6 protein-coding genes are annotated in these 6,835 nt (G+C 51.1%); 4 read left to right on the top strand and 2 right to left on the bottom strand.

Translation table 11 applies throughout. The annotated features are described in order from the left end of the window. Positions 1-725: 725 nt before the first annotated feature. A complete protein-coding gene (locus HUU10_14680) occupies positions 726-1,373 on the top strand; it encodes a hypothetical protein (protein NUQ82848.1) in 648 nt (215 codons plus the stop codon). Further along, positions 1,370-1,909, top strand: coding sequence for a hypothetical protein (locus HUU10_14675; protein NUQ82847.1), 540 nt, complete (start codon positions 1,370-1,372; stop codon positions 1,907-1,909). Before HUU10_14680 ends, HUU10_14675 begins: the two co-directional genes overlap by 4 nt. A 999-nt stretch (positions 1,910-2,908) precedes the next feature. Here HUU10_14675 and HUU10_14670 read toward each other — a convergent pair. Further along, positions 2,909-4,633, bottom strand: a complete 1,725-nt coding sequence (locus HUU10_14670; GenBank protein NUQ82846.1) for a DNA/RNA non-specific endonuclease — start codon at positions 4,631-4,633, stop codon at positions 2,909-2,911. On the opposite strand from HUU10_14670, the gene HUU10_14665 reads away from it, so the two are divergent. Both HUU10_14665 and HUU10_14660 read left to right on the top strand, forming a co-directional pair. Further along, a complete protein-coding gene (locus tag HUU10_14665; GenBank protein NUQ82845.1) occupies positions 4,632-4,841 on the top strand; it encodes a hypothetical protein in 210 nt (69 codons plus the stop codon). The two genes, HUU10_14670 and HUU10_14665, sit on opposite strands and share 2 nt — an antisense overlap. 100 nt (positions 4,842-4,941) lie before the next feature. Beyond that, on the top strand, positions 4,942-6,015 hold the full coding sequence (locus tag HUU10_14660; protein NUQ82844.1) for a PA0069 family radical SAM protein: 1,074 nt from the start codon (positions 4,942-4,944) through the stop codon (positions 6,013-6,015). On the opposite strand, the gene HUU10_14655 is transcribed toward HUU10_14660, so the two are convergent. Continuing rightward, positions 6,012-6,833, bottom strand: coding sequence for a DUF4249 family protein (locus HUU10_14655; protein NUQ82843.1), 822 nt, complete (start codon positions 6,831-6,833; stop codon positions 6,012-6,014). The two genes, HUU10_14660 and HUU10_14655, sit on opposite strands and share 4 nt — an antisense overlap. Positions 6,834-6,835: the final 2 nt, after the last annotated feature.

Raw genomic sequence — 6,835 nt, 5'->3', positions numbered from 1 at the left:
TGTGCGCTGGAATTTGAGCCGTTGTATTATGATTATGTCCGCGTTGTTCACCCGGATACATTAAAATGGCAGGGTAAGGATTTTATCCGGGTCGGGGAGAAGAGATTTTTTTCAAATAGTCCCCTATTTTGAGCCGATTGAAAGCACTCATGCTCCGTAGGGTGACTTTTGACGGCCCACTCCTTTGACCTGCTCAGGAACCGACCAAAATGCCCACCCCACCGCCCAGCCGATGACCCCGATCGTAATCCGGCACTTCTTTAAACTCAGTATACCAGATTTCGGAGTACCTCAACTCGTTCGTGGTACTCCGGCCCGGAAGCCGCCGAACTTGCCCCGCTGCTGAAAGTCCGGCATCAGACGGACGGGTCTCAGACAGCGCCGGCTTCTGATCGGACCTTCGTTTCTCACGTCGTTGGCTGGACGATGTCGGCAAAGACAATCAATTCAAAAATTCTTTAGCGCGTTTGTGGGTGGGATGTTTGTCCGTCCACGCAGGATGGAAACATCGGCCAGCGTGCTCTTCCCCCAACCTACTCTGTGAAGAATGGTTCCCTAGTCGGAAAAGGTGAACTTCATTTCGGTTATAACTACATTTCATCCAGACTTGGAAGTTTACCCCGATTCATGGCAAGTGAGGGGGCATCGGGGATAGCCAGCTTGGGAGATTCCTTCAGGTCGATTCTCATGAATTCAAATACCCGTTTGCCACACCGTACAACGCCATGTTCAACAATCCGCTCTCTATCGTGGATCCCACGGGGATGGATGGCTCTGATGGCCTTCCCAATACCAATGCCGATCTGAGTGACAAGGACAATTTCTTCGACTGGACTTCCAAGGATGGAAAGAAGAAGGAGGAGAAGAAGCAAATTAAAAAACTCAAAACCTTCAAAAAAGACGAAATTAAGGAGGCGTTGAAATACATGTGGGATCTTTCGAAATCCGGAACAAAGGATGCGAAGGAAGTAGTTGGTTATATAACGAAAAACACAGATGGTGAGTTGCTGATCAACGTTTTTGATCCCGCTGGGAATACGGCAACCACCTCTGAAAATCAAACCTGGGATCCGGCAGAAACTGGTGAGGAATTGCTGGCACAAATTCACACTCACCCGGATTATTTGAATGAATCAGGAAAAGTTGAGGGTTCAGAGTGGCTATCTGATGAAGCGGACCAGGCTTGGGTTCGAAAATATAAATTGCCAATGTTTATTGTGTCGCGTGGAGGGGAAATGATTAGATCGGCTTCTGGCTTTAAAAAGGAAGATGATAGGTTTTCTCCCGAAGAAACTGCAATGTTTAAAAAACCAGAAATATTATCAGCACGTATAAATGAGCCTAGAAAATATTTAGTAGGGGTACACAAATGATAGCAGTAACAATGTTTTTTTGTTTCAATATGATGATATCCACCCAGGCAGATAGTTTAAATGATAAAATATCCTTTGAACTCAGGCGGGATGGAGTTGTTGAGATTTCGGGAAGTGCAGCAAGATGTATCAAAAAAGAATTGAGTAAATATTATAACCAGGAATTATGCTATCTGAGAGTTGATACATCAAAGACATTCCATCCATATTATGATGGAACGGACTTACTCCCTCCATTGATAGTACGCGATTCTACATATAAAAAAACAGGTATTCTACCGTTTGGTTTGAAGCGCTATGATCATCCCATAAACTATAACAAACAATTTATAGAATTAAATGTTGTAATTATCTACCATAATAACAGAAATCTTCAGGGATTTGATCAGATAGATTATGATCGTCTCGAGCTTGTTTTCGCGCTCAATATGGAATTAACTGAAGTTCTTTCGTATGGTGCAAATTCAATCGGGTTACCTGATACATTTCCGGTAAAAACCGAGATGTTCCCTGGGGTTGAGGAGGACTCTCGGTGATTCGATTGCTGGCTTTGTTTGGGGTTTTTGCCGACATCGGCCAGCCGGGGAAGTGAGAAACGGAAGGCCGTCAGAAACGATTGCTGTCTGAGGCCCGGGAACCGGGACGAGTTCAATCGTTTTAGGCCTGGAGTGCCACGAACGAGTCTAAGGCTGGGCGGTCGGACTTGGGCGGTTCCCGAGCGGAGCCGAGGGATGGTGACTTTTTTGTGAAAAAAGTCACCCTGCGGAGCAAACCCAAACTCGCAGGTTTATGCAGAAGTTGCGGAGAAGGCAGGATAAACCGGGCCCCTCGATAATCCTCATCCGGATGGCTTCGAGAGCCTCAACCACTGGATTCGGCACTCTGGGGTCGGGATTTTCCAATCTCCATTCACTTGTATTTTCTCGTCACTCGTTACTGGAAAAACCCTTGTCCCTTCCCCGACTTCATCGGGGTAAACTTTCACCTCAGGGTCCGGGTTTTTCATCACCACTCACCACTCTCCAATCACTAGTTTTGACTGATCACTGTTCAATGTCTGTGAGAAACTGGCAACCGCTGGTGTCGGATTGATGGAATCTCAAGCCGCGTAGCGGTGACATCTTATCCGGTGCTGGCAAATCAGGTTTGTGTCTCCATGTTGGTACGGACGAGATGTCAGGGCTACGCCCCTCAATTCACCTTACATGGCGCATTGAAATCTACAAAGATGCCAGGGCTACGCCCCTGAAAATGCGTTCCCGGATTTTCAATTCACCAATCACCAATCACTGGTATTTTCTCGTTACTCGTCACTGGAAAAACCCTTGGCTTCGAGAGCCTCAGCCACCGGATTTTCCATTCACCATTCACTGGTATTTTCTCGTTACGCGTCACTGGAAAAATCCTTGGCTTCGAGAGCCTCAGCCACCGGATTTTTCCATCACCACTCACCGTCTCTGCTTGTTACCAACGTCTGCCACAAATAAAAAAGGCGCCCTTTCAGACGCCTTTTCTGTAAGAAAAATCAGCGGAAATTACAGGTTATCCACACGGCTTTCGATGGTGGCCTGAATGGTGGTTGAGACAGCATTCAGCAAATCGAGTCCGGTTTTGGATTCGATGGCATCCACCGACACGCGGAATGTTTTCCAGTCGGCTGTTTTGCTGATGGAGGCGTTGTAATTGGTCATGTCGACGGCGATGACCCGGGTTGAGGTGGTCACACGGCCGAGATCTCCGGTGCCTGATGTCAGAACCACTGCCACTTTCCAGGTGCCGGCGGGAACAGTGACACGGCCGCCATCGATGGTGGATTGGGTGCCGTAACTGCCGGCATAGATATACACTTCATTTCCCGAGGATACCAGGGTGCGCAGGTAATCTTCCAGTTTGGCCCATGGGCCCTGATTGTTGTTGGGTGCCTGAGGCATCATGTTGGTCATGAGAAACGTGGAGCTGTTGTCAGCCACGGTTTTGGTCCGGTCGGCAGACGGGCAGAGATGTCCGCGGTCAAAACCCGAGCCGGAATAGGATGATCCGCCCACCTGATACCATCCGGATGGAAGGGTATTATCCGCCCGGAAATCATCCTGACGGGCCGTGCTGCCCAGCCAGGTCGCATCGAGATGCCAGGCTACCCAGTTGGGAATTCCGCGATCGCGGTGATAGGACATGGCGTACTGGGTCTTTTCCATCAGATAATTGGTGGGGTAAGACGTGCTGGTCACGGCTCCGCTCGGATTTCCCAGTGTCAGGTGAACGCTTGATGATGGGGGCGGTGTGGATCCGCCGGTGACGTTGACCGTAAGGGCATACCAGGATGACGTGCTGCTGCCGCTGTACGATAAAACCTGAGCGTAAAAGGTACCGCTCACCGTAGCCGCATAACTGATGGATTCGGTGGATCCGGCTCCGTTTTCTGAACTGGCAACGGTGGCGGAGGATGGATTCAGCAGATACAGGTCATAATCCAATCCGGCCGGAACGGTCATGGACAGCGATACCGTCTGACCATTGGTGACTGAAAACTTGAAGTAATCCACATCGGTGGTGGTGCTCATGGTTCCGTTGAGAGTGGTAGGGAAAACGGAGACGCTGTTGGCGGTTCCGGTGGTGTTGTTCGATTCGGTTTCGGTGTTACCGGGAGGGGGAGTGCCGCCGGCATTGTCGTTAATGACCACGTCGTCGATGTTAATCCGGGCCGAGCCGCCGCTTACTTTACGCAGTTCGATCCGGGCAGACCCGGTTACATTCACCGTGATGGTGGCGGTTGTGAGTGTGGTCGAGGTGGTGGAAACGGTTGATCCGTATTTGGTCCAGGTGGATCCGCTGTTTACCGAGACCCACAGTTCCCAGGAGGAGTTGGCGTCGGTGCCGTATTTGGCGTGTTTAACCGAAACGGTGGAAATCCCGTTGGTCACGTTAAACTGCTGGGTGATCTTTCCCGTATTGACCACCCGGGCGCTTTTGGTCCCCGATTTCCTGTCACTGGTGCTGGTTCCGATGAGGGCGTCATTCAGATTCCAGGATCCCGATCCGAGGGTAATGGTGGCGGCTGCATAGGATGTTTTGGTTCCCGATTCGAATCCTTCGGTGAAAACAACTGCTTGTTGCTCTCCCACGATGGGTCCGGTTAGGGAGGGGGCAGATTTCCCGGACTCTGGTGAGAGCGGGGACTCAGAACAGGCATTGAAGCCCGTCAGCGAAAAGGCTGTAATGGCCAGAATGGCCACCCAGCGGTTGAGCGGAGCGATACGCATGAGGTTGTTCCTTCGACCTGGTGTGATGGAAGAGAAAGAGGCCGGACCGGCCAATTCCCGAGTGGACCGGTTCCGGCAGGGGGACAATCCCTTCCGGTTTCTTCTGGCCGATTGTGGTGACACCCATGTTCCGGTGGGCGGTGGAGGCTCACTGTCCGTATTACAGCGATTACACAACCAGTCAGGAGCGAAGATGGATGATTTCTGACAAAAAAGACAAGGGGTGACAATTATCAGTCGGTTACCATTTTGTTAAGAAGAGATTCATCCGGTTGATTTATGAGACAATGACTGCATATTATTACAGTATGTCAGATTCATTTCGCAAGGGGCGAGGCGCACAAAAGCGTCTGCACAATCCGTTCCGTCAGCAGGAAGTGATTCCCGATGCCGACCATCTGACCGATCAGGAAGAAGCAGAATCGGTCCTGTTTCCCAAGCCGGAAACCCGGGTGCTGGAAGTCACCGCCGCTTCCATTGTGAACCGGGTGGAAAGTCCCGATGTGCCCATGGGATGGAGCCTGAATCCGTATCAGGGATGCGAACATGGCTGTGTATACTGCTATGCACGGAATTCCCACACGTACTGGGATGGAGGTGCCGGTATTGAGTTCGAAACCCGGATTCAGGTGAAAGTGAATGCGGTTGAGTTGCTCAGGAGGTTTTTTCTGAAATCTGGCTGGGCTGGTGATCCCATTGTCATGGCGGGTAACACCGATATTTATCAGCCGGTTGAACGTAAACGGGAACTGACCAGACGACTGCTGAGCACCTTTCTGGAATTCAGGCATCCGGTGGGACTGATTACCAAAAACAGTCTGATTGATCGTGATACGGATCTGCTATCCGATCTGGCCCGGGACCAGCTGGTTCATGTGAACCTGTCACTCACCACATTGGATGAGTCGGTCAAGCGGAAACTGGAACCCCGGACTTCCTCGGCGGCATCGGTATTGAAGACCATCCGGCGGCTGACGGATGCCGGCATTCCTGTTAACGTGCTCATGGCTCCCATCATTCCCGGTCTGACCGATCATGAGATTCTTCGGGTGTTTGAGGCAGCGTCCGATGCGGGAGCTCTGAGTGCGGGCGGATTGGTGGTGCGGCTGAACGGTCAGGTGGGGGACCTGATGACAGACTGGATCGGGAAGGCGTTTCCCCATCAGGCAGAAAAGGTATTAAACCGGATAAAGTCGCTTCATGGCGGGCAGTTAAATGATTCGAGGTTTGGGCGCCGCATGACCGGGGAGGGGCCGTGGGCGGCCACCATCCGCAGTCAGGTTCATCTTGCCAGAGAGCGGTTTTTTTCAGACCGGCAGATGCCGGAATTCAACCGGTCCCTGTTTGCAGAAACCCGTCCCGGTCAGATGGATCTGTTTTAAAAATTGAGCTGATAGTCGACGCTTCGTCGTGAGCCCGAGGCAAAGTACCCAACGCCACTGCTGAGGTTAAAAAGAGGCTCATTGACCTGACGTGAACTCTGGAACTGTGTTTTGATATAGTTATACAGATTCTGATCCATGGCCACGATGGTCACCCGGTGAGGTCCGTAAAACTTGTGGAAAAAGCCATACAGCCGGCCGTTGGTCCGGTTCACCCAGGAGGATTGCACGTTGGGATCTTCTTCGAAATTTTCATCCTCATCGTCATTGAAATCGGATTCAATTCTGATTTTCGATGAATCGGGACCCGTGTAACGAACCGAGACCAGGTAATTCACAGACCCTTCCACCTCATTCCACCGGATGGTGAGTGAATCGCCATTGAAGGAATCGCCGATGTAGGAAAGCACGGTTTTATTCACGATCAGCGGATTGAGGGCGCCGGGTGTGGTGGTGGTGGCGGTGATGACCGGAAATCCTGCTGCCTCCACGTAGAGCGAGTAAGTGGTTTTCGGTTTGATCACATAGGATAGATCGCCATAAATCCCCCTTTTACCCGCGTATTCGGTGAGTTGGGTGGAATTTCCATCCTGATCGGTGACACGAACAATCACACCGGAAAGGGCGGCCTGCTCAAAGGTGTATCCGGCCGTCAGCGGAAGCACCTGTGAAATGTAGACCGAATCAATTCCCTCCCCGACAGGAAGAAATGCCTTGACCACGACCTCGGGCTTATACAGATCGGGATCGGTGGGTGCTTCGCAGGCGGTAAACAGCGGCAAAGCCATGAGTGCAGAAATAATCAGGTGTCGTTTCATAG

The organism is Bacteroidota bacterium, from assembly GCA_013360915.1.
In the GTDB taxonomy this organism is placed as follows: domain Bacteria; phylum Bacteroidota; class JABWAT01; order JABWAT01; family JABWAT01; genus JABWAT01.
The sequence above is the reverse complement of the archived record's forward strand: the minus strand, read 5'-3'. Positions and strand labels throughout refer to the sequence as shown.

Coding starts and splice junctions, on each gene's coding strand:
- HUU10_14670 (NUQ82846.1), bottom strand. CDS start 4,633: ATGCGTATCGCTCCGCTCAACCGCTGGGTGGCCATTCTGGCCATTACA.
- HUU10_14655 (NUQ82843.1), bottom strand. CDS start 6,833: ATGAAACGACACCTGATTATTTCTGCACTCATGGCTTTGCCGCTGTTT.
- HUU10_14680 (NUQ82848.1), top strand. CDS start 726: ATGTTCAACAATCCGCTCTCTATCGTGGATCCCACGGGGATGGATGGC.
- HUU10_14675 (NUQ82847.1), top strand. CDS start 1,370: ATGATAGCAGTAACAATGTTTTTTTGTTTCAATATGATGATATCCACC.
- HUU10_14665 (NUQ82845.1), top strand. CDS start 4,632: ATGAGGTTGTTCCTTCGACCTGGTGTGATGGAAGAGAAAGAGGCCGGA.
- HUU10_14660 (NUQ82844.1), top strand. CDS start 4,942: ATGTCAGATTCATTTCGCAAGGGGCGAGGCGCACAAAAGCGTCTGCAC.